The organism is Pseudomonas sp. JBR1, assembly GCF_028198185.1.
In the GTDB taxonomy this organism is placed as follows: Bacteria; Pseudomonadota; Gammaproteobacteria; order Pseudomonadales; family Pseudomonadaceae; genus Chryseomonas; species Chryseomonas oryzihabitans_E.
On record NZ_CP116340.1, the window covers coordinates 1,239,480 to 1,265,798 of the forward strand.

The 26,319-nt window shown below is 66.3% G+C and carries 25 protein-coding genes, 2 tRNA genes and 1 pseudogene; 14 read left to right on the top strand and 14 right to left on the bottom strand.

What is annotated here, in order from left to right:
• Window positions 1-2: 2 nt before the first annotated feature.
• Entirely contained in the window at window positions 3-896 is an 894-nt protein-coding gene (locus PJ259_RS05930) for an SMP-30/gluconolactonase/LRE family protein (RefSeq protein ID WP_271655101.1), read from the bottom strand.
• Complete coding sequence (locus tag PJ259_RS05935) at window positions 883-2,187, bottom strand: MFS transporter (protein WP_237140515.1); 1,305 nt, start codon at window positions 2,185-2,187, stop codon at window positions 883-885. Before PJ259_RS05935 ends, PJ259_RS05930 begins: the two co-directional genes overlap by 14 nt.
• 181 nt (window positions 2,188-2,368) lie before the next feature.
• On the opposite strand from PJ259_RS05935, the gene kdgR reads away from it, so the two are divergent.
• The 3 genes and pseudogenes from kdgR (at window position 2,369) to PJ259_RS22870 (ending at window position 5,028) form a co-directional block, all read left to right on the top strand.
• Window positions 2,369-3,151, top strand: coding sequence for a DNA-binding transcriptional regulator KdgR (gene kdgR, locus PJ259_RS05940; protein ID WP_271655102.1), 783 nt, complete (start codon window positions 2,369-2,371; stop codon window positions 3,149-3,151).
• Between the two features lie 272 nt (window positions 3,152-3,423).
• A pseudogene (locus tag PJ259_RS22865) lies at window positions 3,424-4,173 on the top strand (MCP four helix bundle domain-containing protein); the annotation flags it as partial.
• Window positions 4,174-4,239: 66 nt separating this feature from the next.
• Window positions 4,240-5,028, top strand: coding sequence for a methyl-accepting chemotaxis protein (locus PJ259_RS22870; protein ID WP_420480518.1), 789 nt, complete (start codon window positions 4,240-4,242; stop codon window positions 5,026-5,028).
• 37 nt (window positions 5,029-5,065) lie between these two features.
• Here the strand turns inward: PJ259_RS22870 and paaX are convergent, their stop codons facing one another.
• The gene (paaX, locus tag PJ259_RS05950) at window positions 5,066-5,989 is read right to left on the bottom strand and encodes a phenylacetic acid degradation operon negative regulatory protein PaaX (RefSeq protein WP_271655836.1); all 924 of its coding nucleotides are present in this window, start codon (window positions 5,987-5,989) and stop codon (window positions 5,066-5,068) included.
• A 74-nt stretch (window positions 5,990-6,063) separates the two neighbouring features.
• Window positions 6,064-6,663 carry a phenylacetic acid degradation protein PaaY gene (paaY, locus tag PJ259_RS05955; protein WP_271655103.1) on the bottom strand — a complete coding sequence of 200 codons (600 nt, stop codon included), beginning with the start codon at window positions 6,661-6,663 and terminating at the stop codon, window positions 6,064-6,066.
• Window positions 6,664-6,976: 313 nt separating this feature from the next.
• Here paaY and paaF point away from each other — a divergent pair, with 313 nt between their 5' ends.
• From paaF to paaZ, 11 genes are all read left to right on the top strand, one after another.
• Entirely contained in the window at window positions 6,977-7,750 is a 774-nt protein-coding gene (gene paaF / locus PJ259_RS05960) for a 2,3-dehydroadipyl-CoA hydratase PaaF (protein WP_271655104.1), read from the top strand.
• A gap of 32 nt (window positions 7,751-7,782) precedes the next feature.
• Window positions 7,783-8,574 (top strand): 2-(1,2-epoxy-1,2-dihydrophenyl)acetyl-CoA isomerase PaaG, encoded by a 792-nt coding sequence (gene paaG / locus PJ259_RS05965; protein ID WP_271655105.1) that lies wholly within the window; start codon window positions 7,783-7,785, stop codon window positions 8,572-8,574.
• Between the two features lies 1 nt (window position 8,575).
• Complete coding sequence (paaH, locus tag PJ259_RS05970) at window positions 8,576-10,093, top strand: 3-hydroxyacyl-CoA dehydrogenase PaaH (RefSeq protein WP_271655106.1); 1,518 nt, start codon at window positions 8,576-8,578, stop codon at window positions 10,091-10,093.
• A complete protein-coding gene (gene paaI, locus PJ259_RS05975) occupies window positions 10,086-10,535 on the top strand; it encodes a hydroxyphenylacetyl-CoA thioesterase PaaI (RefSeq protein WP_271655107.1) in 450 nt (149 codons plus the stop codon). The genes paaH and paaI overlap by 8 nt, the downstream gene beginning before the upstream one ends.
• Before the next feature lie 86 nt (window positions 10,536-10,621).
• On the top strand, window positions 10,622-11,941 hold the full coding sequence (paaK, locus tag PJ259_RS05980) for a phenylacetate--CoA ligase PaaK (protein WP_271655108.1): 1,320 nt from the start codon (window positions 10,622-10,624) through the stop codon (window positions 11,939-11,941).
• A gap of 302 nt (window positions 11,942-12,243) precedes the next feature.
• Window positions 12,244-13,236, top strand: coding sequence for a 1,2-phenylacetyl-CoA epoxidase subunit PaaA (paaA, locus tag PJ259_RS05985; RefSeq protein WP_059315166.1), 993 nt, complete (start codon window positions 12,244-12,246; stop codon window positions 13,234-13,236).
• A gap of 18 nt (window positions 13,237-13,254) precedes the next feature.
• A complete protein-coding gene (gene paaB / locus PJ259_RS05990) occupies window positions 13,255-13,536 on the top strand; it encodes a 1,2-phenylacetyl-CoA epoxidase subunit PaaB (RefSeq protein WP_271655109.1) in 282 nt (93 codons plus the stop codon).
• Window positions 13,537-13,544: 8 nt separating this feature from the next.
• Window positions 13,545-14,306: a 1,2-phenylacetyl-CoA epoxidase subunit PaaC gene (gene paaC / locus PJ259_RS05995; protein WP_271655110.1), complete on the top strand. Its 762-nt coding sequence runs from the start codon at window positions 13,545-13,547 to the stop codon at window positions 14,304-14,306.
• Complete coding sequence (paaD, locus tag PJ259_RS06000) at window positions 14,293-14,826, top strand: 1,2-phenylacetyl-CoA epoxidase subunit PaaD (RefSeq protein ID WP_271655111.1); 534 nt, start codon at window positions 14,293-14,295, stop codon at window positions 14,824-14,826. The genes paaC and paaD overlap by 14 nt, the downstream gene beginning before the upstream one ends.
• Window positions 14,827-14,851: 25 nt before the next feature.
• Entirely contained in the window at window positions 14,852-15,925 is a 1,074-nt protein-coding gene (paaE, locus tag PJ259_RS06005) for a 1,2-phenylacetyl-CoA epoxidase subunit PaaE (protein ID WP_271655112.1), read from the top strand.
• Window positions 15,926-16,001: 76 nt separating this feature from the next.
• Complete coding sequence (gene paaZ, locus PJ259_RS06010) at window positions 16,002-18,071, top strand: phenylacetic acid degradation bifunctional protein PaaZ (protein WP_271655113.1); 2,070 nt, start codon at window positions 16,002-16,004, stop codon at window positions 18,069-18,071.
• 100 nt (window positions 18,072-18,171) lie between these two features.
• On the opposite strand, the gene PJ259_RS06015 is transcribed toward paaZ, so the two are convergent.
• The 10 genes from PJ259_RS06015 to PJ259_RS06060 form a co-directional block, all read right to left on the bottom strand.
• Window positions 18,172-18,248, bottom strand: a tRNA-Asp gene (locus PJ259_RS06015).
• A 38-nt stretch (window positions 18,249-18,286) separates the two neighbouring features.
• Window positions 18,287-18,362: transfer RNA gene (locus tag PJ259_RS06020), tRNA-Val, on the bottom strand.
• Window positions 18,363-18,442: 80 nt separating this feature from the next.
• The gene (locus PJ259_RS06025) at window positions 18,443-19,210 is read right to left on the bottom strand and encodes an SDR family oxidoreductase (RefSeq protein ID WP_271655114.1); all 768 of its coding nucleotides are present in this window, start codon (window positions 19,208-19,210) and stop codon (window positions 18,443-18,445) included.
• Window positions 19,207-20,418, bottom strand: coding sequence for an O-succinylhomoserine sulfhydrylase (locus PJ259_RS06030; protein ID WP_271655115.1), 1,212 nt, complete (start codon window positions 20,416-20,418; stop codon window positions 19,207-19,209). The genes PJ259_RS06025 and PJ259_RS06030 overlap by 4 nt, the downstream gene beginning before the upstream one ends.
• A gap of 10 nt (window positions 20,419-20,428) precedes the next feature.
• A complete protein-coding gene (gene purF / locus PJ259_RS06035; RefSeq protein WP_271655116.1) occupies window positions 20,429-21,937 on the bottom strand; it encodes an amidophosphoribosyltransferase in 1,509 nt (502 codons plus the stop codon).
• A gap of 82 nt (window positions 21,938-22,019) precedes the next feature.
• A complete protein-coding gene (locus PJ259_RS06040; RefSeq protein WP_271655117.1) occupies window positions 22,020-22,565 on the bottom strand; it encodes a CvpA family protein in 546 nt (181 codons plus the stop codon).
• 55 nt (window positions 22,566-22,620) lie between these two features.
• On the bottom strand, window positions 22,621-23,274 hold the full coding sequence (locus PJ259_RS06045) for an SPOR domain-containing protein (RefSeq protein WP_059315176.1): 654 nt from the start codon (window positions 23,272-23,274) through the stop codon (window positions 22,621-22,623).
• A 3-nt stretch (window positions 23,275-23,277) separates the two neighbouring features.
• Window positions 23,278-24,570 (bottom strand): bifunctional tetrahydrofolate synthase/dihydrofolate synthase, encoded by a 1,293-nt coding sequence (gene folC / locus PJ259_RS06050; protein WP_271655118.1) that lies wholly within the window; start codon window positions 24,568-24,570, stop codon window positions 23,278-23,280.
• Window positions 24,570-25,439, bottom strand: a complete 870-nt coding sequence (gene accD, locus PJ259_RS06055) for an acetyl-CoA carboxylase, carboxyltransferase subunit beta (RefSeq protein WP_059315178.1) — start codon at window positions 25,437-25,439, stop codon at window positions 24,570-24,572. The genes folC and accD overlap by 1 nt, the downstream gene beginning before the upstream one ends.
• 210 nt (window positions 25,440-25,649) lie before the next feature.
• On the bottom strand, window positions 25,650-26,279 hold the full coding sequence (locus PJ259_RS06060; protein ID WP_059315179.1) for a phosphoribosylanthranilate isomerase: 630 nt from the start codon (window positions 26,277-26,279) through the stop codon (window positions 25,650-25,652).
• Window positions 26,280-26,319: the final 40 nt, after the last annotated feature.

Genomic DNA, 26,319 nt, shown 5'->3' on the forward strand with positions numbered 1-26,319 from the left:
GGTTATTCCGGTACCCGGACGCGGCAGGCGGAAATCGCCAGGCCGGGTACCCCGGGATCAAGGTGGAAGGTACGGCCGGCCAGGGGCTGGGCCAGGCGCGCACGGTCGTCGAGTCCCACGCAGGCGGTGGTCACCAGCAATTGCTCCAGACGCTCGCCATAGAAGGCGCAGGAAGTCACCCGCGCCACCGGGAAATCCAGCCAGTCGAGCAGGTGCCCCTGGGCATCCCAGCGACTCAGCCGAGCGCCGTCCCAGTGTGCGATCCACAGGGCGCCCTGGCTGTCCACCGCGAGCCCATCAGGCACGCCGGGCTGATCACCGAAGTCGATCAAGGTTCGCGTGCGACCGAGTTGGCCACTGCTGAGATCGAAATCGAAGGCCTGCACCCGGCGGGTGGGCGAATCGATGTAGTAGAAGGTACGGTTGTCCGGGCTCCAGCCCAGACCATTGGAGACGGTGACGCCATCGAGCACCTGGTGCAGTCGGCCGTCGAGGTCGAGGCAATACAGTCGTCCACCGCCTGGCGCCTCGTCGAGCAGCGTCGTACCCAGCCAGAAGCGTCCCAGCGCATCGCACTTGCCATCATTGAAGCGATGCTGCGGCCCATGTACCGCCTGGGGCGGCGTCGTGATCCGCACCGGTTGCGAGGTACCGGCGGCGAGGCGCCAGATGCCATCGCTCAAGGCCAGCCAGATGGAGCCATCGACATGGGGAACGGCGCAGCCCAGCGGTCGCCCGAAGCCCAGGACATCGACCACGGCGGTCTGGTGCGGCGCCGCCCGCAACAGCCGGCCGGCGAGAATATCGACCCACAGTAGCGCCCGCTGCCGGGCGTCCCACACCGGCCCTTCGCCCAGCTCATCCTGGTGATCGAACAGACACTCAGGCTGCGCCATGACCGGTCTCCTCCACGAAGCGCAGCGGAATCAGCACCAGCAGGCAGCTCAGCGCGAGCATGGCGTAGCTCCAGTGCCAGCCGAAATGCTCGATCACATAACCGGCCACCGGTCCTACCAGAAAGCCCGCGAGGCCCAGGCCGACGCCGATGAGCAGCCCCAGGCCACTGCCGGCCGCGCGTGGCGAAGAGTCCACCGCCAGCGAGTAGAGCACCACATAGGGCGAATTGCGGAACAGGCCCCAGGCCAGCAACAGGGTCCAGGCCATGGCGCGGCTGTCGATGAACATGCACAGGGCGACGCACACGGAGAAACCGACGGTCAGGATACCCAGGGCGAACTTGCGGCCGCGGCGGTCACTCAGGGTTCCCCAGAAGATCTGCCCTGCCCAGCCCACCAGGCCCGAGGCGCCCGAAATCACCGCGGCTTCGGCCAGCGTCAGGCCCAGCTGGCTGGTCAGCTGATAGGTCAGAAAGGTGGCCACGCCCATTTCGGTCCAGAGAAACAGGAAGTTCATCACCAGGCAGAGGCGCACATTGCGCTCGGCGAACGCCTGGCGCAGGTTGGTCAACGGATTGCGCGAAACCGGCGCCGAAGCATCGACGGGAACCGTAAGGTGCGCCTGGCGAATCCAGGCATAGACCTGCTCCTCGTTGCGACGCCGCCCCAGGTACAGCTGCAGCAGGATGATCGGCAGGCCGATGAGGGGAATCCACAGGAAGGTGGCGCGCCAATCGCCATTGGCCAGGATCAATCCCATCAATACCGGACCGGCGAACTGGCCGAGCGGCATGCCGGTGTGATGGACACCCAGGGCGAAGCCGCGATTTTCCTTCTGCCAGAATTCGCTGGCGACCGCGATGTTGACCGGCTCCATGGCGCCGGTGCCGAGGCCCATGGTGAATCTCAGCACCTGCAAGGCGCCCAGCGAACGCGCATAGACGGTGGCGAAGGCCGAGCCTATGGTCAGCGCGCAGGCACCCACCCAGCTCCAGGCACGGCGATGGCCGGTGCCGACGCTATCGGCCAGCACCCCCACCACCAGGGCCCCGATCAGGGTACCGACAAAGCTCAGGGAACTGAGCCAGCCGCCCTGGGCGGCGTCCAGACCATACTCCTGCATGATCGCCGGCAGCACCGTCGGCAGGAGCTGGCGATCCACCGAAATCATCAGCATCGCCAGGGTAGTGACGCCCAGCATCTGCCAGGAGACCGGGTGAGCCCGGGGCAGCCAACCAGAGGCACGACCGGCAGGCGCCAGGGCGCCCGGCGCTTTGGTAGTGGATTTCATCGTCGCAGGTCCCGTTGTTGTTTTTGTCCGCTTCGCTGGCAACCGCCAGCGCTGGGATACCGACCCTTAGCAAAATTATGTGGAACGTTGTTCCATTCGCTAAATCCAGTGTCGCTGGCATTTCCCGCATCCGTCAATCAGAATGGAACAGTGTTCCGTCAACCAGACGACAGGCGGTCTTATGGAAAAAACAGCGACGCTCGGCAACGACATGGTTAGCGCGGTCGGCCGCACCCTGGCGGTACTGGAGGCTCTTGGCGAGCGCGAGGATGACTGCGGAGTCTCCGAGCTGGCGCAGCAGCTCGGCCTGTCCAAGAGCACCGTTCACCGCTTCCTGCAGACGCTCAAGGCACTGGGCTATGTGGTCCAGGACACCGAGGACCGCTACCGGCTGAGCGTCAAGCTGTTCGAGCTGGGGGCCCGCGCCCTGCCCCAGCTGGACCTGGTCCGTGAGGCCGAACCGGGGATGCGTCATCTCAACGATCTCACCGGAGAAACCGTGCATCTCGGCATCTTCGACGAAGGTGCCATCGTCTATGTACACAAGCTCGATTCGCGCTACACCCTGCGCATGTATTCGCGCATCGGCCGCCGGGCGCCGTTGTATTGCACCGGGATCGGCAAGGTCCTGATGGCCTGGCGCCCGGAGGGCGAGGTCCGCCAGATCCTGGCCCAGGAAACCTTTGTCCGCCGCACCCCCAATACCCTCGACAGCCTGGACGCCTACCTTGCGGAACTGGCGCGCGTTCGCGACCTGGGCTTTGCCGAGGACCACGAGGAATTCGAGGACAACATGAGGTGCCTGGCCGCGCCGATCCGCGATCGTTTCGGCCAGGTCGTCGCCGGCCTGAGCGTGTCCTTTCCGTGCTTTCGCTTCCGTGAGGAACTCAAGGCCGACTACGTCCGGGAGATGCTCACCACCACGGCACGGATCTCGGCCCAGCTGGGTGTACCAGCGCGCTAGCGATTCCTGATTGTCCGGCGCATGCGGGTCGCCGGGCGCCCGCCGCCAGCACCCCGGCGTGACTTGGGCGGCCGTTCACCGCTGGTCCCCGCGCCCCGCTGGCGGTGCCTTCCAGTCCCATGGCTCTTCGCCAGACGGATGGCCATGCGGCTTGGGCCTTCTTAAGGTACCGCTAAGACACCCCCTATAGCGTGTGACGCACATCACAAACCAATCCCACTGTCCAGCTGGGAATCTTCAAGGTGACTGTCATGATGATGCGCACACTCAAGATGGGCCGCCGCTCGGCTCTGGCCTTCTCGATTATCGTAGCAATCGTCATCACGCTCGGCGCCATTGCCGTGACCCAGATGCACCTGCTGAGGCAGTCGGAAATCAAGGTGGAAACGGACTGGATGCCCAGTGTCCGCCAGGCCGGCGAGATGACCGCGGCGCTGCTCCGGCTCCGTCTCGAAAGCCTGCGCAGCCTTGGCACCCTTGATCCGGCGCTCAAACCGGAAATGGTCGATACCCTGGCCGATCTGCGCGGCCGCTTTTCCACCCAGGTCAAGGCCTATGCACGGCTGGTGTCCAGCGACGAAGAGCAGCAGCTCTACCAGACCGTGCAGAATGGCACCTCCGCCTATCTCGGCCAGCTGGACACCTTCGAGACCCTGTATCGGCGCGGCGACCTGCAGGGCGCCTCCGCGCTGGCCAATGGCAGCCTGCGCGCGGCGGCAGATCAGGTGCAGACGCAGATCGAAAACCTGGCTGCCCTGAACGACCGCGGAGCCACCGCCTCGGGGATCGAGGCGACCCAGATCTATAATCACGGCCTGGCCTGGACCATCGGCCTGATCGCTACCACCCTGCTGGTCACCGTGACGCTGGCGCTCCTGCTGACGCGCAGCATCACGCTCCCCATCAGCGAAGCGCTGCGCATCGCCCAACGGATCGCCAACAAGGATCTCTCCGAAGACATCCAGGTCGTAGGCCGTGACGAGGCTGCCGGCCTGCTGACCGCCCTGGCCGGCATGCAGGCCAATCTGCGCGACACCGTCGCGCACCTGGCGGACAGCTCCGGCCAGCTCGCCGCCGCGGCCGAGGAGATGACCGCGGTGATCGACGAGGGTAACCATGGCCTGCTCAGGCAGAACGACGAGATCAGCCAGGTCGCCACGGCGGTGACGGAAATGAGTGCCGCCGTGGACGAGGTGGCGCGCCATGCCGAGGAAAGCGCCGGCGCGTCGCAACAGGGCAGCGCTCTTACCCGGGCCGGCCTGCAGCACGTCGGCTCCACCCTCGCCGCCATCGAGCGGCTGACCGCCCAGGTTGGCCAGAGCAGCGGCCAGATCCAGACCCTGTCTAGCCGGGTCCAGGACATCAGCAACGTCGTCGACGTCATCCGCGCCATCGCCGAGCAGACCAACCTGCTGGCCCTCAATGCCGCCATCGAGGCCGCCCGGGCAGGCGACCAGGGACGCGGCTTCGCCGTGGTGGCGGATGAGGTCAGGGCGCTGGCCCATCGTACCCAGCAGTCGACGCGAGAGATCGAGACGATGATCACCACCATCCAGCACGACTCCACGGAGGCGGTGAAGGCCATGCAGCAGAGCAGCCAGACGGCCGCCGCCTCCCTTGCCGTGGCCCGGGACGCCAACGGCGCGCTGCTGGCCATCGCCGAGGCCATGGGCGGCATCGACGAACGCAGTGCCCTGATCGCCACGGCCGCCGAAGAACAGGCGCTGGTCGCCAAGGACATCGACCGCGGCCTGATCAGCATCAAGGACCTGTCCGATCAGAGCGCCGCCGGCGCAAGTCAGACCTCCGGGGCCAGCAACGAGGTCTCGCGCCTGGCCGCGGGCCTCAAGCTGGTGGTGGCCGAGTTCGTGATCTAGCCAGTGGACTCAAGGTCCCCTGAGGTACCGCCCTGGATTAGCGCAACCCGCCAAAGCGCCGATAGAAGCCGTCGTTCATCTCCGGCAGCGGACCATCGGCGGTTTCCAACACCTGGGCCAGGTAACCTTCAGCCGGTAGCGCGGTGAGTCGATAGAGGTTGCGACAGAGTTGCCGGGCCGCACGGCCTTCCCAGTCGGCAGGCAGCAATTCGTCTGGCAGCTGGGGATCGCGCAGGACCAGCTTGCGGTACTCGTGGATCAGCAGCAGTCGCACCAGAAAGCATTCCTGGGCATCGAGCACGGTCTTCTCGTTCAGCGCCTGCCACAGGGGCCGGAACAGGGCGATGAATTCGCGGTAGTGCTCACCCAGTTCGTCCAGCCGCCAGCTGTCCCGCACCTGCAGGCGCATGGCCTTGGACGCCAGCACCTCCTGGCCGCGGGTTTCGAAGATGAGGCTGTCGTCCAGCACGCCCAGCTCCTTGAGGGTGGTCGTGACATCGGCGCGGTCGCTGCGCGGACAGGCCAGGGTATTGGCCGCCAGCGCCCCGAAGCCCTGCCACTCCAGCTCTTCGCGGACGCGCTTGCGCTGCTCGGCGGGAACCTGCGACAGCAACACCATCAGCCAGGTACCGTCCCACGCCGCGGGCGCCCCGCTGTAGACGCGCTTGAAGGCCTTCTCGAAGCGGCGCCGCCCGGAGCCAGTGAGGCTGTAGTAGCTACGACGACCAACTTTCTCCGCGATCAGCCACTCTTCCTTGGCCAGCCGAAAGACCGAGGTGCGCACCAGGCGTTCGTTGATGCCCATGGGTTCGAGCAGGGTGAAGAGGCTGCCAAGCCAGACCGTGCCGCCGTGGGGCTCGATCACATCGCCATAGAGGGTAATGATCAGCGAACTGGCGCGGACGGGACCGTTCTGCTGGAAGCGGGCGATCAGTTGATCGAGTTGCGGCTGACTGCTCATGGGCGAACGCATGGAAAAGGAGCCGCGACTATACCCGCGCGGCCGCGGCGCTGACCACGCCCCTCCAGGGCTGTTCAGGACGGCGAAGGCGTCTTGGGGCGGAAACCGGCATCCACCTGCCGCGGCCGATTCGCCTCCACCGCCGTCAGGGGCGCACACTCCGCCAATCCCTGCCGGCAACGCTGTGCCAGCAACTGGTATTCCGCCGTGCCCCGCTGCTTCCAAGCTAGCTCTTCGGCGCTCAGGGTGCGCACCACCTTGGCCGGCGAGCCCATCACCACGCTTAGTGGCGGGCACTCGAAGCCAGCCTTGACGAAGGCGGTGGCCGCTACCAGGCAGCGCTCGCCGATCCGCGCGTTGTCCATGACCACGGCGTTCATGCCTACCAGGCTGTCCGCGCCGATATGGCAGCCATGGAGCACGGCGCCATGACCGATATGGCCGTTCGACCCCACCACGGTGTCACTGGCGGGAAAGCCGTGCAGAACGCAGGTGTCCTGCACATTGGCGCCTTCCTCCAGCAAGATTCGCCCGAAGTCGCCCCGCAAGGCGGCCAGGGGGCCGACATAGCACCCCGGTCCGACGATGACGTCGCCGATCAGTACGGCGGTGGGGTGCACGAAGGCACTGGGATCCACGACCGGCACCAGGCCGTCGAGTCGATAACAAGGCATCTAGCGATCTCCTCTACACGGCCGCCCTGGCAAGCCGACTGAACGAAACACGCGGCAGCCTCGCCAGGCAGGGCTGCACTCAAGGGCTGGCAAGGGACGACGGCAGGTCAAGCCCAAACTCCCTCAGCCATCCCTGAAGAACATAACCAATACGACAAAGAGACACAAATTAAAAGCATAGCGTTGATTCTTTGTATCGGTTAGTGCCTATACTGAAGCTGTCGAGTGCCCGTTCCAGAACGAGACCCTGCTGCAGAACCAGAACAACACCAAGACGCCGGCCCTGAGCCGCGCCTGCTGCAAAGGAGTGTCCATGCCGCGCACCCTGAATGTGCTGCCGCCGGAGAAAGGTGTCTGCCTGATCACCCTCCAGCGCCCCGAGGCGCTGAATGCCCTCTCCACCGAGCTGCTGGGCGAGTTGGCGCAAGCCCTGGAAACAGCCGAACGGGAGCCTGAGGTCCGCGTCGTGGTCCTCACCGGCAGCCGCAAGGCCTTCGCCGCGGGCGCCGATCTCAAGGAGATGGCCGAACGGGATCTGATCGGTACCCTCGAAGACCCCCGGGTCCGCCACTGGCAACGCATCGCCGCCTTTTCCAAACCCCTGATCGCCGCGGTCAACGGCTTCGCCCTGGGCGGTGGCTGCGAGTTGGCCATGCATGCCGACATCCTCATCGCCGGCCGCGACGCCCGCTTCGGCCAACCGGAAATCAATCTCGGCATCATCCCCGGCGCGGGTGGTACCCAGCGCCTACTGCGTGCGGTCGGCAAGTCCCAGGCCATGCAGATGGTGCTCACCGGTGAGGCCATCGATGCCCGCCAGGCCCAGCGCGTCGGCCTGGTCAGCGAGATCACCCAACCCGAACTCACCGTCGAGCGCGCCCTCGAAATCGGCCGACTCATCGCGGCCAAGGCGCCACTGGCGGTGCGCCTCGCCAAGGAGGTGCTGCTCAAGGCGCAAGACGTGGATCTCGCCAGCGGGCTGAAGATCGAGCGCCAGGCCTTCATCATGCTGGCGGGCACCGCGGACCGCACCGAAGGCCTTCGCGCCTTCCAGGAAAAACGCCCGCCGCGCTTCGTCGGCCGCTAAGCCCTTTCCGCCTCTGCCCTGGAGCCAGTCCCATGACCTTCGAACACCTGCTGTTCTCCGTCGAAGACGGCGTCGCCCTGCTCAGCCTGAATCGGCCGGAGCAGCTCAACAGCTTCACCCCGCCGATGCACCTGGAGCTGCGCGAGGCCCTCAAGCAGGTGCGCCAGACGCCCGAGGTGCGGGTGCTGCTGCTGACCGGTGAAGGGCGCGGCTTCTGCGCCGGGCAGGATCTCTCCGATCGCAATGTGGCACCCGAGGCGGCGATGCCAGATCTCGGCGCCTCCATCGAGACCTACTACAACCCCCTGATCCGCGCCCTGCGTGACTTGCCCATGCCGGTCATCTGCGCCGTGAACGGCGTGGCTGCCGGCGCCGGGGCCAATATCCCCCTGGCCTGCGACCTGGTCCTGGCCGCACGCTCGGCGAGTTTCATCCAGGCCTTTTGCAAGATCGGCCTGATCCCCGACTCGGGCGGTACCTGGATGCTGCCGCGCCTCATCGGCATGGCCCGCGCCAAGGCGCTCGCCCTGCTGGGTGAACGTCTCACCGCCGAACAGGCCGCCGACTGGGGGCTGATCTACCGGGTGGTGGACGACGCCGAACTGCGCAACGAAGCCCTCAAACTTGCCCGCCATCTCGCGACCCAGCCCACTTCCGGACTGGCGCTGATCAAGCGCAGCCTGAACGCCAGTTTCGACAACAGCTTCGACGAGCAACTGGACCTGGAGCGCGACCTGCAACGCCTGGCCGGGCGCAGCGACGACTATCGTGAGGGTGTCAGCGCCTTCATGGCCAAGCGCTCCCCCACCTTCAGGGGCCGCTGAGATGGTTGCCTTGCCGGAGACGGCGCGGATCGCGGTCATCGGCGCCGGGGCCATGGGCGCCGGCATCGCCCAGGTCGCGGCCCAGGCCGGCCACGAGGTGCAGCTCTACGACAACCGCCCCGGCGCCGCTGTCCGGGCCATCGATGGCATCGCCTGGCAACTCGGTCGGCTGGTGGAAAAGGGCAAGCTGGAAGGCGCCACGCGCGACGCCATCCTCAGTCGCCTGCGGCCCGCGGTGTCCCTCGACGCCCTGGCCGAGGTCAGCCTGGTGATCGAAGCCATCGTCGAGGACCTCGCGGTCAAAGGCGCGCTCTTCGCGCAACTCGAAGCCCTCTGCACCCCTGACTGTATCCTCGCCAGCAACACCTCTTCGCTGTCCATCACGGCGCTGGCTGCGGGTCTCGAGCGACCCGAGCGGCTGGCCGGCCTGCACTTCTTCAATCCCGCTCCGCTGATGGCGCTGGTCGAGGTGGTCAGCGGCCTGGCCACCGACTCGGAGGTAGTGGAGACGCTGCTGGCCACCGCCCGTCGCTGGGGCAAGCGCCCGGTCCGTACCCGTTCAACCCCCGGTTTCATCGTCAATCGCGTCGCCCGCCCCTTTTATGCCGAGAGTCTGCGCCTGCAGCAGGAAGGCGCCGCCAGCTGCGCCTCGCTGGATGCGCTGCTGCGTGAGGCCGGTGGCTTCCGCATGGGCGCCTTCGAGCTGACCGACCTCATCGGCCAGGACATCAACTATGCCGTCACCTGCTCGGTGTTCAACGCCTATCACGGTGATCCGCGCTTTCGGCCCTCGCTGATCCAGAAGGAGCTGGTCGATGCCGGCCGCCTGGGCCGCAAGAGCGGCCTGGGCTTCTATGACTATCGCGAAGGCGCGACCCGTCCGGCTCCAACCGAGTTGGAAAGCGCCGCCACCGTCGACGGCTGCGTGCTGGAAGGCGACCTCGGCGTGGCCCGGCCCTTGGTGCAGCGCCTGCGGGCCACGGGGATCGCCGTCACCGAGCGGGCCGGTAGCGGTCTGTTGCGAGTGGGCGATGCGGTACTGGCCCTGAGCGACGGGCGCCTGGCGAGCGAGCGCGCCCGGCAAGAGGGCCTGCGCAATCTGGTCCTGTTCGATCTGGCGCTGGACTACGGCACGGCTAGCCGCCTGGCCATCAGCTGGGCAGCCGACACCACCCCCCTGGCCCGTGATCAGGCCGTCGCCCTGTTGCGCCACGCCGGCCTCAAGGTCACACCGATCCGCGACCTGCCCGGTCTGCCGGTGCTACGCACGGTGGCGATGCTGGCCAATGAAGCGGCCGATGCGGTCCTGCATCAGGTGGCGTCCGCCGCGGACGTGGATCTCGCCCTTTGCGCCGGCGTCAATTACCCCCTTGGGCCACTCGCCTGGGCGGAGGCGATCGGCCTGGGACCGGTACTGACCACCCTGGAAAACCTGCAGCGCAGCTATGGTGAGGATAGGTATCGACCCTCACTGCTGTTGCGCCGGACCCTGGCCGAAGGAGGTCGCCTGCATGAATGACGCCCATTCGCAGCCCCTGGCCGAGGCCTGCGCCGAAGTCCTGCTCAGTCGCGACCGCGCCTCACGTCAGCTGGGCATCCAGCTGCTCGACGTCGGCCCCGGCAGCGCCCGCCTGAGCATGCTGGTCACGCAAGACCACCTGCAGGGCTACGGCACCTGCCACGGCGGCCTGCTCTTTACCTTGGCCGACTCGGCCTTTGCGGTCGCCTGCAACACCTACGACCAGGCCACGGTCGCGAGCGGCTGCAGCATCGATTTTCTGGCCCCGGCCCAGGCGGGAGACCGCCTGGTGGCGACCGCCGTCGAGCAGAGCCGGCGCGGTCGCACCGGCCTCTATGACGTCCGTATCGACAACCAGCAGGGCCAGCTGATCGCCCTCTTCCGCGGCAGGGCCTACCGCGTGCATGGCCCGGTGCTGGTACAGGAGACCCGTGAGGAGTGATGCCCTCTGAACCCGGACGCCTGAGCAACGCCCAGGCATTGCGCAAAGGCCGCCCGCAGCCCCCAACACAACCTTCGAGTGACGCCATGAACCTGCCCCTCGACGCCAATCGTGCCCTGCTCGACCCGCTGGAGATCGCCAGCCTAGACAGCCTGCGCCAGCATCAGCTGGACCGGCTGCGCTGGAGCCTGAAGCACGCCTACGAGAACGTATCCCTGTATCGCCGGCGTTTCGAGGAGGCCCAGGTGCACCCGGACGACCTGCACTCCCTGGACGATCTGGCGCGTTTTCCCTTCACAGGCAAGAGCGACCTGCGCGATCACTATCCCTACGGCATGTTCGCCGTGCCCCAGCACGAGATCGTGCGCTTGCACGCCTCCAGCGGCACCACCGGCAAGCCGACGGTGGTGGGTTATACCCAGGGGGACATCGACACCTGGGCCAGTGTCATGGCCCGCTCGATTCGCGCCGCGGGCGGTCGCAAGGGTGACCGGGTGCATATCGCCTATGGCTACGGCCTGTTCACCGGCGGGCTGGGCGCCCATTACGGCGCCGAGCGCCTGGGCTGCACCGTGATCCCGATGTCGGGCGGCCAGACCGAGAAGCAGGTCCAGCTGATCCGCGACCTGCAACCCGACATCATCATGGTCACCCCTTCCTACATGCTCAACCTGGCGGACGAGATCGAACGCCAGGGCGTGGACCCGCACGAATTGCGGCTGCGCCTGGGCATCTTCGGCGCCGAACCCTGGACGGCCGAACTCCGCCGTGTGGTGGAAGAGCGCCTGGGCATCGTCGCCCTCGACATCTACGGCCTCTCCGAGATCATGGGGCCTGGCGTGGCCATGGAGTGCGCCGAAACCAAGGACGGCCCCACGGTGTGGGAAGACCACTTCTATCCGGAGATCATCGATCCGGTCAGCGGTGCCGTGCTGCCGGATGGTGAATACGGCGAGCTGGTCTTCACCTCGTTGAGCAAGGAAGCCCTGCCGATGATCCGCTATCGCACCCGCGACCTGACCCGCCTGCTGCCGGGTACCGCCCGCCCCATGCGGCGCATCGACAAGATCACCGGGCGGAGCGACGACATGCTCATCATCCGGGGCGTCAACGTCTTTCCAACCCAGATCGAGGAGCAGGTGCTCAAGGCCGGCATCCTGGCCGAGGTCTATGAACTCCACCTGTCCCGCCAGGGCAACCTGGACAGCATCGAGGTGCATGTGGAACTCCGGCACGAACTCCAGCACCTGGCCGCCACCGAACAGGCGCAAATCGCCCAGGAACTGGCACGGCAGATCAAGACCCACGTCGGCATCAGTACCAGGGTCCTGTTGCAGCCCTGCCACAGCCTCAAGCGCTCGGAAGGCAAGGCCTGCCACGTCTACGACCGTCGTCAGCGCGCCTGAGCCACCACCACTCTCCAGACGCGAGGGCGGCGCCTCGGTGCTCGGTCCCAAAGCCGTCTTTCTCGCCTACGCAGTGCGTGAATCGATCGGATCACGGGCCGGGCAGGCGCTTGCCAACCGTGGGTTCCCCGCAAAACAGCGCCTCTACCGGCGGTCATGGCCACAGGGGACATCCACCAGCGGCCCTTCAGGCGCCCATAAACCGACACAGATAAATTGCACTGTACATTGCTTTTTGTATCGTTTAGAACTGAAGACCTGTGAGGCGATACCTCTTTCCTCCACTGCACAGGAGCCGACTCATGTACGCGCAACTGGTCGAGACCGGCACCAAGGGTGTCAAGTCGCTCGAAGAGATGTCACCCGAGGAGCGGGCGTTCCAACAGAAGATCGATGACGAGATCAAGATCGAAGCCAAGAACTGGATGCCCGAGGCCTATCGCCAGACGCTGATCCGGCAGATCTCCCAGCATGCCCATTCGGAAATCGTCGGCATGCTGCCCGAGGGCAACTGGGTGACCCGCGCGCCGACGCTCAAGCGCAAGCTGCAGTTGATGGCCAAGATCCAGGACGAAGCCGGCCACGGGCTCTACCTGTACAGCGCCATGGAGACCCTGGGCGCCGACCGTGACGAGGAGATCGCCAAGCTGCACACGGGCAAGGCCAAGTACTCCAGCATCTTCAACTACCCGACGCTGAACTGGGCCGACATGGGCGCGGTGGGCTGGCTGGTGGATGGCGCCGCCATCGTCAACCAGGTGGTCCTGCAGCGCACCTCCTACGGCCCCTATTCCCGCGCCATGATCCGCATCTGCAAGGAGGAGAGCTTCCACCAGCGCCAGGGCTACGAGCTGCTGCTGACGATGATGCGCCAGGGTACCCAGGCCCAGCGGGACATGGTGCAGGACGCCATCAACCGGCTCTGGTGGCCGGCGCTGATGATGTTCGGCCCGAACGACGCGCACTCTCCCAACAGCGCCCAGTCGCTGGCCTGGAAGATCAAGCGGCAGAGCAACGACGAGCTGCGCCAGCGCTTCATCGACCAGACCGTGCCGCAGCTGGAGCTGCTCGGCTGCACCGCGCCCGACCCGGAGCTCCGGTGGAACGAGGCTCGCGGGCATTACGACTTCGGCGCCATCCAGTGGGAGGAATTCTACGAGGTGCTCAAGGGCAACGGCCCCTGCAACGCCGAGCGCCTGGCCACCCGCCGCAACGCCATCGACGGTGGGGCCTGGGTCCGCGAAGCCGCGGTCGCCCACGCCCGCAAGAAACAACAACGCACTAGCGCCGCCTGACCCTGGGAGATCGCCGCCATGGCTGAATGGGCCCTGTTCGAAGTCTTCGTGCGCAGCAAGCACGGTCTCAACCACAAGCACGTCGGCAGCGTCCATGCGGCCGATGCCGCCATGGCCCTGGAGAACGCCCGTGAGCTCTACACCCGGCGCAGTGAGGGCGTGAGCCTCTGGGTGGTGCCCTCGGCGCAGATCACCGCCTCGTCGCCGGACGAGAAGGAGCCGCTCTTCGACCCCGCCGACGACAAGATCTACCGGCATGCCAGCTTCTATGAGCTGCCCCCTGAAGTCGGCCACATGTGAGCCCTGCCATGAGTGAGCATCACGCCAAGATCGAGTACCTGCTACGGCTGGCCGACAGCGCCCTGATCCAGGGCCAGCGGCTGTGCGAGTGGTGCGGCCGGGCCCCGGCGCTGGAAGAGGAGCTGGCGCTGATGAACGTCGGCCTGGACCTGATGGGCCAGGCGCGCAACTGGTACGACTACGCGGCGGAATTGCTGGCCGACGGCCGCGATGCCGATCACCTGGCCTTTCGCCGCGACGAGCGCGCCTTCCGCAATCTGTTGCTGGTCGAGCAACCCAACGGCGACTACGCCGTGACCCTGACGAAGCAGTTCCTCTACGACGCCTGGCACCTGCCCGTGCTGCGCGGCCTGAGCGAGTCCGGCGACGCCCGCATCGCCGGTATCGCCGCCAAGGCGGTCAAGGAAGTCACCTATCATCTGCGTCGCTCCGGCGAATGGGTCGAGCGCCTGGGCGATGGCACCGAAGAGAGTCACGCACGGATGCTGGCTGCCCTGCCCCAGGTCTGGCGCTTTACCGTGGAGCTGACCCAGGGCGACGAGGTAGAGCAGGCGCTGCAGGAGGCAGGTATCGGCCCGGATCCGCTGGCCATTGCCAGCGCCTGGCAAGCGCAGGTCGAAGAGACCTTCGCCCGGGCCACCCTGCCCGTGCCCGCCCCTGCGGTGAATTTCTACCTCAGCGGCCGCCGTGGCCTGCACACCGAACACCTGGGCACCCTGCTGGCGGAAATGCAGTTCCTGCAACGAGCCCATCCCGATGCGACCTGGTGAGCTGATCGCCAGCAGTCACGGCGCCCGTCCAGGCACCCCCGCCGACCTCGACCTGGCCTGGCGGGTGCTCGGCGCGGTGATGGATCCCGAGGTGCCGGTTGTCAGCGTGGTCGACCTGGGTATCGTGCGCGACCTGGATTGGCAGCAGGGCCACCTGCATGTGGTGGTGACCCCGACCTACTCCGGCTGCCCGGCTACCGAGGTCATCGAGCAGGACATCCAGCAGGCTCTTGAGACCGCCGGCTTCGCCGCCCCGCGCCTGGAGCGCCGCCTGGACCCGGCCTGGACCACCGACTGGATCACCGCCACCGGCCGCCAGGCGCTGAGCGCCTACGGCATCGCTCCCCCCGCCCCCGGTGGCAGCAAGCGCAGCCTGCTGGGCGAGGCGCCGGAAGTGAGCTGTCCGCAATGCGGCAGCCGCCACACCGAACGGCTGAGCGAATTCGGCTCCACGGCCTGCAAGGCGCTGTATCGCTGCCTGGAATGCCGCGAGCCCTTCGACTACTTCAAGTGCATCTGAGCGGCGGCGCCGCACGAGGTCGACCATGAGCCGATTCCACCGCCTGACCATCCGCGACGTCCGTCCCGAAACCCGCGACGCCGTGTCCATCGCATTCGACATCCCCGCCGAACTGCAGGAACGCTTTCGCTTCACCCAGGGCCAGCACCTGGTGATCCGCACCCGGGTGGAGGGCGAGGAGCTGCGCCGCTCCTACTCGATCTGCAGCGGCGTCAACGATGGCGAGCTGCGGGTGGCCATCAAGCGGGTCAACGGCGGCCGTTTCTCCACCCATGCCAACCAGGCGCTCAAGGTCGGCAGCCAGCTGGATGTCATGCCGCCCGCGGGCCGCTTTCAGACTCCCCTTGATCCCCAGCACCAGGGCCACTATCTGGCCGTGGCGGCAGGCAGCGGCATCACCCCCATCCTGTCGATCATCAAGACCACCCTGGAAACCGAACCGCTCAGCCAGATCACCCTGCTCTACGGCAATCGCTCGGGCAACGCCGCCCTGTTTCGCGAGCAACTGGAGGACCTGAAGAATCGCTATCTGCAACGCCTGAACCTGATCTTCGTCTTCAGCCGCGAACAACAGGACGTGGACCTCTACAACGGTCGTATCGACGCCGATAAATGCGCGCAGCTGTTCAGTCGCTGGCTGGACGTTCCTGCCCTCACCGCCGCCTTCATCTGCGGTCCCCAGGCGATGACCGAAACGGTACGGGCGCAGCTCACCGCCAGCGGCCTGCCAGCTGAGCGCATCCACTTCGAGCTCTTCGCCGCCGCGGGAAGCGAGCGATCGGAGGCGCGTCAGACCATCGAAACCGGCAGCACCGCGACCAGCCAGATCACCGTCATCCACGATGGTCGCGCTCTGGCATTCGATCTGCCACGCAACAGCGCCAGCCTGCTGGATGCCGGCAACGCCCAGGGGGCTGAACTGCCCTATTCCTGCAAGGCGGGCGTCTGCTCCACCTGCAAATGCCGGGTGATCGAGGGTGAGGTGGAAATGGACAGCAACTTCGCCCTGGAAGATTACGAGGTCAAGGCCGGCTATGTGCTCGCCTGCCAGGCCTACCCCCTCAGCGACCGGGTGGTGCTCGACTTCGACCAGCGGTAAACCGTCGCCCAGGGCGAAACCAAGAACGATAACGAGAGCCGCCGCCCGGTGTCGGACGCGCTCCAGGAGAAGTCCCATGAACAACGTCCCCGTCCTGCAAAGCTTCATCGGCGGCCGCTGGATCGGCCGGCACGGTGCCCAGCCGTTGCGCAGCGCCGTGAATGGTCGACCGGTCGCCCATACCCACGAGGAACGCCTGGACTTCACCGAAGCCCTCCGGCATGGCCGCACCCAGGGGCAGCAGGCGCTGATGGCGCTGGATTTCCAGCAGCGCGCCCAGTGCCTCAAGGCCCTGGGGCTCTATCTGCTGGAACACAAGGAGTGCCTCTACGAGATCAGCCGCCACACCGGCGCGACCCGCGCGGACAGCTGGATCGACGTCGAGGGCGGCGCCAGCACCCTCTTCGCCTACGCCGGCCTCGGCCGCCGCGAGCTGCCCTCCGGCAACCTTATTCACGAAGGCCCGGCCTTCCCCCTGGGCAAGGCTGGGCATTTCGCCGGCACCCATATCCTGGTCCCCCGCGGGGGCCTGGCGGTGCATATCAATGCCTTCAACTTCCCCATCTGGGGCATGCTGGAGAAATTCGCACCCAGCTTTCTCGCCGCCATGCCCTGCATCATCAAGCCGGCCACTGCTACCAGCTACGTGACCGAGGCGGCTGTGCGCCTGATGCAGGAATCCGGTCTGCTGCCCTCCGGCAGTCTGCAACTCATCATCGGCAGCACCGGCGACCTGCTGGATCAGCTACAAGGCCAGGACGTGGTCACCTTCACCGGCTCGGCGGACACCGCTGCCCGGCTGCGGGTCACGCCCAACCTGATCCAGCGTTCGATTCCCTTCAACGCCGAGGCGGATTCGCTGAACTGCGCCATCCTCGCCCCTGACGTCACACCCGACGATGAGGAATTCGAGCTCTTCGTCCGCGAGGTAGCGCGCGAGATGACCGCCAAGACCGGGCAGAAATGCACCGCCATTCGCCGCGCCATCGTCCCCAGCCAGCACCTCGATGCCGTGGCCGAACGCCTGAGCGCCCGCCTGGCCAAGCTGGTGATCGGCGATCCGGCGGTGGAAGGGGTGAAGATGGGTGCCCTGGCGTCCCACGCCCAACAAGCCGATGTCGCGGAGCGCGTGCAGGCCCTGCTCGCCTCCAGCGAGCTCATCCATGGCGCCCGCGACGGCTTCGAGCCCCGTGGTGACGGCGTACGGGACGGCGCCTTCTTCGCCCCGACCCTGCTCCGCAGCCGCGATCCCCATGCCCCCGGCGGCGCCCATGACATCGAAGCCTTCGGCCCGGTCAGCACCCTGATGGGCTACGACGATCTGGACGAAGCCCTGGTACTGGCGGCCCGCGGCCAGGGCAGCCTGGTAGCTACCCTGGTCACCCGCGCGCCACAGATCGCCGCGCGGATGGCACCGACCATGGCCGCCCTGCATGGCCGCCTGCATATCCTCGACCGTGAAGCCGCCGCCGAATCCACTGGCCACGGCTCCCCGCTGCCCATGCTCAAGCATGGCGGCCCCGGTCGCGCCGGTGGTGGTGAAGAGCTGGGCGGCCTGCGCGCGGTGAAGCACTATCTGCAACGCGCCGCAGTCCAGGGCTCCCCGACCATGCTCATGGGTATCAGCGGCGAGTACGTCCGCGGCGCCGTCCTGTACGAAGGCGAGGTTCATCCCTTCCGCCGCCACTTCGATGACCTGCGGATCGGTGAATCCCTGCTTACCCATAGACGCACGGTGACCGAAGCCGATCTGGTCAACTTCGGCTGCCTGTCGGGCGATCACTTCTACATGCACTTCGATGAACTGGCCGCGCGGCAGTCGCAATTCGGCAAGCGCATCGCCCATGGCTACTTCGTACTCTCCGCCGCGGCCGGGCTGTTCGTTTCTCCCGGCGTCGGCCCGGTGCTGGCCAACTACGGCCTGGACACCCTGCGCTTCGTCAATCCGGTCGGCATCGGCGACACCATCCAGGCCCGCCTCACCTGCAAGCGCAAGATCGACCAGGGCAAGCTGAGTCCTCTAGGTGAGCCTCAGGGCGTGGTCGCCTGGGATGTCGAGGTCACCAATCAGGACCAGGTGCTGGTGGCGAGCTACGACATCCTGACGCTGGTCGCGAAGCGCGCTGACCTGGCGCCTGCCAGCTGAATTGTCAGCAGGCCTTTTCTACAGGCACAAAAAAAGCTGCCCTAGGGCAGCTTCTCTTGCGTCGTTCGGGCAGTTCAGAGGACCCGGAACGACTTCTATATGGCGCAGCGGACGGGACTCGAACCCGCGACCCCCGGCGTGACAGGCCGGTATTCTAACCGACTGAACTACCGCTGCGCATTGCGTGTACCTTGCGGAACACTTCCCGAAGAGTTTGGTGGCTGATGACGGGATCGAACCGCCGACCCCCTGCGTGTGATGCAGGTGCTCTCCCAGCTGAGCTAATCAGCCATCCCCTTCGGGTGACGCGCATTCTGCTCGTAGCCCCTTGATCCGTCAAGGATTTTTCCAATTTATTTTTCTGCTCGCGACTATTCGACGTAGATCATCTTGCGCGTCATGCCCCCATCCAGGGTGATGGCTTCACCACTGATGAAGCCGGCATTACCACCCAGCAGCCAGGCCACGCAGGCCGCCACGTCTTCCACCGTCCCCACCCGCCCAACCGGATGCTGCTCGTGATCGGTAGCGGACAACGGCTCGGCGTCCCGGACATGGGGATCCCGTGCATCGATCCAGCCGGGACAGAGGGCGTTCACCCGCACCTCCGGCCCGAGGCTGATCGCCAGTGCATGGGTCAGCGCCAGTAGCCCGCCCTTGCTGGCGGCATAGGCTTCGCTGTGCGGCTCGGATTGCTGAGCGCGAGTCGAGGCGATGTTGACGATGGCGCCCTGCTGCTCGCGCAGATATGGCGCGCAATGCTTGGCCATGAGCATGGGGCCGTCCAGATTCACCCCCAGCACCCGACGCCATTCGCCCAGTGCAAGGCTTTCCAGCGGCTGGCCTTGGGCGCTGGCGAGGCCGGCATTGTTGACCAGGGCATCCAGCCGCCCGAACTGCCCGATCACCTGGGCGACGGCGGACTCGACCTGGGTCTCGTCGGCCACGTCCACCGCCACGAACCAGGCACGATCACCCAAGGCAGCGGCCACCTTGGTGCCACGCTCCTGCTCGACGTCAGCCACCACCACACGCCAGCCCTCGGCCACCAGCCAGGCGGCAATGCCCAGACCAATGCCACGCGCCGCGCCCGTGACCAGGGCCACGCGCAGCTCTACCGGTGCGAAGGTCAGACTCATAGGGCCGCCAGTCCGCGAGCCAGGTCCTGCTGCAGATCACCGCGGTCCTCCAGACCGACGGCGATGCGGATCAGGCTGTCGCTGATCCCGGCGCTGGCCCGCTCGGCCGGCGACAGCCGCCCGTGGGAAGTGGTGGCCGGGTGGGCGATGGTGGTCTTGGTATCGCCCAGGTTGGTGGTGATGGAAATCATCCGGGTGGCATCGATGAAGCGCCAGGCAGCATCACGCCCACCCGCTACCTCGAAACTCACCACGGCACCAAAGGCCGTTTGCTGGCGGCAAGCCAGCTGATGCTGCGGATGGCTTTGCAGGCCGGCGTAGTGAACACGCTCGATACCGGGCTGCGCTTCCAGCCAGCGCGCCAGTTCCAGCGCGGTCTGGCTGTGCGCCTGCATGCGGATCTTCAGTGTCTCCAGCCCCTTGAGGAACAGCCAGGCATTGAAGGGACTCAAGGTCGGCCCGGCGGTGCGCAGGAAGCCCACCACCTCCTTCATCTGCTCGGCGCGGCCAGCGACCACGCCGCCCATGCCACGGCCCTGGCCGTCGATGTACTTGGTCGCCGAATGGATGACGATGTCCGCGCCCAGCGCCAGCGGCTTCTGCAGCGCCGGGGTGCAGAAGCAGTTGTCGACCGACAGCAGCGCACCCTGGGCATGGGCGATCTCGGCCAGGCCGGCGATGTCCACCAGCTCGGCCAGCGGATTGGACGGCGATTCGACGAAGAACAGCCGGGTGTTGGGCTTGCAGGCCGCTCGCCAGGCGTCCAGGTCCGCCAATGGCGGGTAGTCCACCTCGATGCCGAAGCGCTTGAAGTACTTCTCGAACAGACTGATGGTGGAGCCGAACACGCTGCGCGAGACCAGCACATGGTCGCCAGCGCTGCACAGGCTCATCACCATGGCCAGGATGGCCGACATGCCCGAGGCGGTCGCGACGGCCTGCTCCGCCCCTTCGAGCGCCGCGATGCGGGTTTCGAAGGTACGGACCGTGGGATTGGTATAGCGCGAATAGACATTGCCCGGCACTTCGCCGGCAAAGCGCGCCGCCGCATCCGCGGCGGTACGGAACACGTAGCTGCTGGTCAGGAACAGGGCTTCGCCGTGCTCGCCTTCCGGCGAGCGCTGCTGCCCTGCCCGCACCGCCAAGGTCTCGAAGGCCGCGCCTTCGAGATCACTGTCCAGGCGTCCGGCATCCCAGTCTTGGCTCATGTGCAGCTCCTTAGTCGTTGTAGAGATCGATGATGGCGCTGACCGCCTGGTGCTTGACCTTGGCCGAGTCGTTGCGCGCCTGTTCGATCCGGTTCAGATAGGCGGCATCGATGTCGCCGGTGATGTACTCGCCATCGAACACCGCGCAATCGAACTGCTCGACCTTGGGTGCCTTGCGGGTCCGTACGGCCTCCTGCAGGTCCTGCAGGTCCTGGTAGATCAGCCAGTCGGCGCCGATCAGTTCACCGACTTCCTCGGTGGTACGACCATGGGCGATCAACTCGTGGACGCTGGGCATGTCGATGCCGTAGACGTTGGGGAAGCGCACTGCCGGGGCGGCCGAGCAGAAGTAGACCTTCTTCGCGCCCGCCTCGCGGGCCATCTGGATGATCTGCTTGCAGGTGGTGCCGCGGACGATGGAGTCGTCCACCAGCATCACGTTCTTGCCGCGGAATTCCAGCTCGATGGCATTGAGCTTCTGACGTACCGATTTCTTGCGCGCGGCCTGGCCGGGCATGATGAAGGTACGGCCGATGTAGCGATTCTTGACGAAGCCCTCGCGGAACTTGACGCCCAGGTGGTTCGCCAGCTCCAAGGCGGCGGTGCGGCTGGTGTCCGGGATCGGGATGACCACGTCGATGCCGTGATCCGGACGCTCGCGCTGGATCTTCTCGGCGAGTTTTTCGCCCATGCGCAGGCGGGCCTTGTAGACCGAGATGCCATCGATGATGGAATCCGGGCGGGCCAGGTAGACGTGTTCGAAGATGCAGGGGGCGTAATGCGGATTCTGCGCGCACTGACGGGTGTAGAGCCGGCCGTCCTCGGTGATGTACACCGCTTCGCCCGGTTCCAGGTCGCGGATCAGGGTGAAGCCGAGCACGTCGAGGGCGACGCTTTCGGAAGCGATCATGTACTCCACGCCGTACTCGGTGTGGCGCTGGCCGAAGACGATGGGACGGATGGCGTTGGGATCGCGGAAACCGACGATGCCGTAGCCGGTGATCATGGCCACCACGGCGTAACCGCCACGGCAGCGCTCATGGACTTCGGACACCGCGGCGAAGACGTCGTCCTCGGTCGGCTGCAGCTTGTTGCGCACCGCCAGTTCGTGGGCGAAGACGTTGAGCAGCACCTCGGAATCGGAGGTGGTGTTCACGTGGCGCAGATCGGACTCGTAGATCTCGCGGGACAGCTGCTCGACGTTGGTCAGGTTGCCGTTGTGCGCGAGGGTGATGCCATAGGGCGAGTTCACGTAGAACGGCTGCGCCTCGGCGGAGCTGGAGCTGCCGGCCGTGGGATAGCGCACGTGACCGATACCCATGTGGCCGATCAGGTGCTGCATGTGTCGTTGCTGGAAGACGTCGCGAACCAGGCCGTTGTCCTTGCGCAGGTAGAGTTTACCGTCCCGACTGGTCACGATACCGGCGGCATCCTGACCGCGATGTTGAAGGACGGTGAGCGCGTCGTATAGCGACTGGTTGACGTTCGTCTTGCCCACGATACCTACGATGCCACACATGTGACGCGACCCCACTGTTTCAAGTGATGCGACGGCGAACCATCGCAGGATGACCCCGGCAGAGCGAGGCCTGGAAAACGGTTCACGGGGCCTTGGGCCCCAGCTGTGGCAGCAGTTGCAGGCTCGGCATGGGCGTCGCGCCCAGCCATTGACCGGCAAAGCCCAACAGCAGATTCTTCGACCAATCGGCTACCAGGAGAAAATGCGGCACCAGCACCGACTGCTGCCACCAGCCGTCCTGCTGGACTGGCCCCAGGCTCAACAGGCCCACGGCCACCGTGATCAACAGGGCGCCCCGCGCGGCGCCGAACGCCATGCCGAGAAAGCGATCGGTGCCCGACAATCCGGTGACGCGGATCAATTCGCCAAGCAAGAAGCTCACCAGAGCGCCGACGAGCAGCGTCAGCACGAAGAGAATGACACAGGCGGCGATCACCCGTCCGGAAGGCACCTGAATATAGTCCACCAGGTAGGTGGAAAGCGCCCCGCCGAATACCCAGGCTACCCCACCGGCAACGATCCAGGTGGCCAGTGACAGCGCTTCCTTGACGAAGCCGCGCCTGAGGCTGATCAGGCAGGAAACGATGACAACGGCGACGATCGCCCAGTCCACCCAGGTGAAGCCCACGGCAAGGTCCACTAACAAAAAAGGCTCTGCATTCTAGCAGAGCCTTGTGACCGGGTTAACCGCGCTCTGGCTGAAAGCGTACGACGAAGCCCTTGACGCCATTCTGCTTGTTGAGCTGATCGCGCAAGCGATCAGCCTCGCTGCGCTCGATCACCGGCCCGACGAAGACGCGATTCATGCCGTCGGCGGTCCGCACATAGGCGTTGTAGCCCTGGCTGCGCAGCTTGGCCTGCAGCGCATCGGCGCTGGGCCGGGACGACAGGCTGGCCAGCTGGACCGACCAGCTGTTCGGTAGGTTGGCCGCGCCCAGGCGCGAATCAGGTTTGGCGGCCGGTGCCGGGGTAGCGACCGGAGCGGCAGGAGCGCTGGCGGCAGGCGCCTTGGCGACCGGGGCGGCAGGTGCAGCCTGGGGTGGCGGCGGCGCCGTTACCGGAGCGTTCTGTGCCGGCGCCTGACCGGAGGTACCGGCGATAGGCGTCTGCGGCTTGCCGAGCGGCTTGGCCGGCTCGTCGGGGACCACCACCACCGGCGGTGCCTCAGGCGTCTGCACCGGCTGTACCTCGGTGCTGGGCACGGTGGGCGCCGCCGGCTGGGGCGGTGCCTCGACCACCACCTTGCGAGCGTCATCCTGGCGATTGAAGAGCATGGGCACGAAAATGATGATCAGCGCCAGCAGCACCAGCGCTCCGATGACTCGTTGCTTGAGCATGGGTTATGCCTCCGCGGATTCGGATGGGGAAGAAAGCTGCGCGACGACCTCGGCAACGCTATAGAAGGAGCCGAACACGACCACCTCGTCGGCCGCCGCACTGGCCGCCAGTTGCGCCTCGAAGGCGGCCAGCAGCGAGGCATGGACCTCGGCCTGGGCGCCGCGTGCGGTCAGGATGCCCGCCACCTCGGCGCCATCGCGACTGCGTCCGGTCGGCAACGTGGCCACCGCCCAGCTGGCGAAGAGCCCTTCCAAAGGTGCCAGGATCCCGTCCAGGTCCTTGTCCGCCAGCACGCCAAATACTGCCCGACGCACGCCGGCGATGGGCTTCATCGCCAGGCGGCGGGCCAGGTACTCGGCCGCATGCGGGTTGTGCGCCACGTCCAGCAGGATGTGACGCGCCTCCCCGGCCCGCTCAACCTGCCGACGATCCAGCCGCCCGGTCATACGGGTGGCCAGCAAGGCGGCAGCGACCTGCTCGGGGAGCCAGGGCTGATCGAGCAAGGCATAGGCCTGTAGCGCCAACGCCGCGTTCTCCATGGGTAAATCGAGCAACGGCAAGCCAGGCAGGAGCCGCTCGTTGCCCTGGGCATCCCGACCGCGCCAGAACCAGCTGGCGCTCTCGATCTGCAGGTCGAAGGCTTCGCCGCGTTGTAGCAGCGGTGCTCCCAGACGCTCGGCAGCCTCGGCCAGCTCCGCCGGAGGCTGCACGTCACCACAGAGAGCCGGTTTGCCGGCGCGGAAGATGCCGGCCTTTTCCACAGCGACGCTTTCGCGGGTGTCGCCCAGCCATTCGGCGTGATCCAGGCCAATGCTGGTGACCAAGGCCAGATCGGCGTCGATCAGGTTCACCGCGTCCAGGCGGCCACCCAGACCGACTTCGAGGACGGCGACGTCCAGGTCGGCGCGTTCGAACAGCCAGAAGGCCGCCAGGGTGCCCACCTCGAAATAGGTCAGGCTGATCTCGCCACGGGCGGCTTCCACCGCGGCGAAGGCGGTGCAGAGCTCGCTATCGCTGGCAAGAGTGCCATCCACATCGACGCGCTCGTTGTAGCGCACCAGATGGGGCGACGCATAGACGCCCACCCGCTGCCCGCTGGCGCGCAGCAGGCTGGCCAGAAAGGCACAGGTGGAGCCCTTGCCGTTGGTGCCGGTCACGGTCACCACCCGCGGGGCCGGCCGGGTCAGTCCCAGCCGCTGCGCGACCTCGCGCACCCGGTCCAGGCCCATGTCGATCGCCGAGGGATGCAGCTGCTCGAGATAGGCCAGCCACTGCGCGAGGCTGCGCGAAGCCATCAGGCCGCCGGAACCGGCTGGTGCTGGAAGGTCGCCAGTAACCGCGCCAGGCGGTCACGCAGCTCCTTGCGCGACACGATGAGGTCGACGGCGCCGTGGTCCAGGAGGAACTCACTGCGCTGGAAACCTTCCGGCAGCTTTTCACGCACGGTCTGCTCGATCACGCGCGGACCGGCGAAGCCGATCAGGGCCTTGGGCTCGGCGACGATGACGTCACCCAGCATCGCCAGACTGGCGGAGACACCACCGTAGACCGGATCGGTCAGCACGGAGATGAAGGGAATGCCCTCTTCGCGCAAGCGTGCCAGCACCGCGGAGGTCTTGGCCATCTGCATCAGGGAGATCAGGGCTTCCTGCATCCGCGCACCACCGGAGGCGGAGAAGCAGATCAGCGGGCAGCGCTGTTCCAGGGCCACATTGGCCGCACGCACGAAGCGCTCGCCGACCACGGCGCCCATGGAGCCGCCCATGAAGGAGAATTCGAAGGCACAGACCGCCACCGGCATGCCCTTGAGGGTGCCACGCATGGAGATCAGGGCATCTTTCTCGCCGGTTTCCTTCTGCGCTGCGGTGAAGCGATCCTTGTACTTCTTGCTGTCGCGGAATTTCAGCCGATCTACCGGCTCCAGCTCGGTACCCAATTCCTCACGACCTTCGGCGTCGAGGAAGATGTCCAGGCGGCGACGCGCATTGATACGCATGTGGTGACCGCACTTCAGGCACACGTCCAGATTCTTTTCCAGCTCCGGACGGTAGAGGACCGCTTCGCAGGCCGGACACTTGTGCCAAAGACCTTCCGGCACCGAACTGCGCTTCACCTCGGACCGCATGATGGAAGGAATCAGTTTGTCGACCAGCCAATTGCTCATGCATCTCTCTCCACTTGCATGGGCTCCCAGCGCGGCCTAGGCCACGCCTTCCTTGAGCATCTGTAATAGGTTCGGTAACGCCCGCTACGTCCCGGGCCGCTACCCTCTTGTCTCATGCCGCCTCCGAGGGAGCCGGACTTCAGCCCCGCGCGAGGCGGGCCTGTCGAATATGTCGCAGGTGTGGACGGCCATCGGCCCACGAGGGTCACATCAGGCGACCGGCGCACCCCGCACAGCGGCGATGAAGCGCGCGATCTCGGCGGCATCCTTGATGCCCTTGGCCTGCTCTACGCCGCCGCTCACGTCCACGCCATAGGGCCGGGATGCGGCGATGGCCGTGGCGACGTTGTCCGCGTCCAGCCCACCCGCCACGATCAACGGCAGCGAGAGGTCAGCGGGCACTCGCGTCCAGTCGAACGCCTGGCCGGTACCTCCGGGTACGCCAGCGACATAGGTATCGAGCAACAGCCCGCGGGCGTCCGCATAGTCCCGGGCGATGCCAGCAAGGTCGATATCCTCGCGCATGCGCAGGGCTTTGATATAGGGACGACGATAACGGGCACACTGGGCCGGCGACTCGTCGCCGTGGAATTGCAGGAGATCCAGGGGCACGGCATCCAGCGTCTCTTCGATCTCGCAGGGCGAGGCATCGACGAACAGCCCCACACTGGTCACGAAGGGCGGCAGCGCCGCGACGATCTGCCGTGCCTGAGCGGCCGTGACCGCCCGCGGGCTGCGCGCATAGAACACCAGGCCGATGGCATCGGCACCGGCTGCCGCAGCCGCCAGCGCATCCTCGACCCGGGTGATGCCGCAGATCTTCACTCGAACGTTAGCCAAACCGGAATGACCTCGTTCCAAATCGATGGATGTTAGCAGA

Bases quoted from the DNA above. Each gene is read 5' to 3' on its own strand.
- PJ259_RS05930 (WP_271655101.1), bottom strand. From the start codon at position 896: ATGGCGCAGCCTGAGTGTCTGTTCGATCACCAGGATGAGCTGGGCGAA.
- PJ259_RS05935 (WP_237140515.1), bottom strand. From the start codon at position 2,187: ATGAAATCCACTACCAAAGCGCCGGGCGCCCTGGCGCCTGCCGGTCGT.
- kdgR (WP_271655102.1), top strand. From the start codon at position 2,369: ATGGAAAAAACAGCGACGCTCGGCAACGACATGGTTAGCGCGGTCGGC.
- PJ259_RS22870 (WP_420480518.1), top strand. From the start codon at position 4,240: ATGACCGCGGTGATCGACGAGGGTAACCATGGCCTGCTCAGGCAGAAC.
- paaX (WP_271655836.1), bottom strand. From the start codon at position 5,989: ATGAGCAGTCAGCCGCAACTCGATCAACTGATCGCCCGCTTCCAGCAG.
- paaY (WP_271655103.1), bottom strand. From the start codon at position 6,663: ATGCCTTGTTATCGACTCGACGGCCTGGTGCCGGTCGTGGATCCCAGT.
- paaF (WP_271655104.1), top strand. From the start codon at position 6,977: ATGCCGCGCACCCTGAATGTGCTGCCGCCGGAGAAAGGTGTCTGCCTG.
- paaG (WP_271655105.1), top strand. From the start codon at position 7,783: ATGACCTTCGAACACCTGCTGTTCTCCGTCGAAGACGGCGTCGCCCTG.
- paaH (WP_271655106.1), top strand. From the start codon at position 8,576: ATGGTTGCCTTGCCGGAGACGGCGCGGATCGCGGTCATCGGCGCCGGG.
- paaI (WP_271655107.1), top strand. From the start codon at position 10,086: ATGAATGACGCCCATTCGCAGCCCCTGGCCGAGGCCTGCGCCGAAGTC.
- paaK (WP_271655108.1), top strand. From the start codon at position 10,622: ATGAACCTGCCCCTCGACGCCAATCGTGCCCTGCTCGACCCGCTGGAG.
- paaA (WP_059315166.1), top strand. From the start codon at position 12,244: ATGTACGCGCAACTGGTCGAGACCGGCACCAAGGGTGTCAAGTCGCTC.
- paaB (WP_271655109.1), top strand. From the start codon at position 13,255: ATGGCTGAATGGGCCCTGTTCGAAGTCTTCGTGCGCAGCAAGCACGGT.
- paaC (WP_271655110.1), top strand. From the start codon at position 13,545: ATGAGTGAGCATCACGCCAAGATCGAGTACCTGCTACGGCTGGCCGAC.
- paaD (WP_271655111.1), top strand. From the start codon at position 14,293: ATGCGACCTGGTGAGCTGATCGCCAGCAGTCACGGCGCCCGTCCAGGC.
- paaE (WP_271655112.1), top strand. From the start codon at position 14,852: ATGAGCCGATTCCACCGCCTGACCATCCGCGACGTCCGTCCCGAAACC.
- paaZ (WP_271655113.1), top strand. From the start codon at position 16,002: ATGAACAACGTCCCCGTCCTGCAAAGCTTCATCGGCGGCCGCTGGATC.
- PJ259_RS06025 (WP_271655114.1), bottom strand. From the start codon at position 19,210: ATGAGTCTGACCTTCGCACCGGTAGAGCTGCGCGTGGCCCTGGTCACG.
- PJ259_RS06030 (WP_271655115.1), bottom strand. From the start codon at position 20,418: ATGAGCCAAGACTGGGATGCCGGACGCCTGGACAGTGATCTCGAAGGC.
- purF (WP_271655116.1), bottom strand. From the start codon at position 21,937: ATGTGTGGCATCGTAGGTATCGTGGGCAAGACGAACGTCAACCAGTCG.
- PJ259_RS06045 (WP_059315176.1), bottom strand. From the start codon at position 23,274: ATGCTCAAGCAACGAGTCATCGGAGCGCTGGTGCTGCTGGCGCTGATC.
- folC (WP_271655118.1), bottom strand. From the start codon at position 24,570: ATGGCTTCGCGCAGCCTCGCGCAGTGGCTGGCCTATCTCGAGCAGCTG.
- accD (WP_059315178.1), bottom strand. From the start codon at position 25,439: ATGAGCAATTGGCTGGTCGACAAACTGATTCCTTCCATCATGCGGTCC.